This window comes from Polaribacter sp. 2405UD43-2, from assembly GCF_058147125.1.
On sequence record NZ_JBYVJX010000081.1, the window covers coordinates 1 to 241 of the forward strand.

Annotated in this window: 1 protein-coding gene; it reads left to right on the top strand. The window is 31.5% G+C overall.

What is annotated here, in order from left to right; genetic code table 11:
- Positions 1–241: serine dehydratase beta chain (locus tag ACY2RX_RS14830; RefSeq protein ID WP_490104742.1), on the top strand; the 241-nt coding region annotated here is incomplete at both ends.

Sequence of the window (241 nt, forward strand, 5' to 3'; positions counted from 1 at the left end):
AGTAGATTTATATGGATCATTATCTTTAACAGGTAGAGGCCATGCAACAGATTTGGCAATTCTTTTGGGGTTGAGTGAAGCTGATCCAGAATATACTCCTATTGTAGATATAGCCATTATTGTAGATAGAATAAATACACAAGAAGAGTTGCATTTTACAGGTGGAAAAAAAATCCCTTTTTATAAAAATTCAATTGTTTTTAGTCGTAATTTTTTCCCATTTCATTCTAATGGTGTTGCT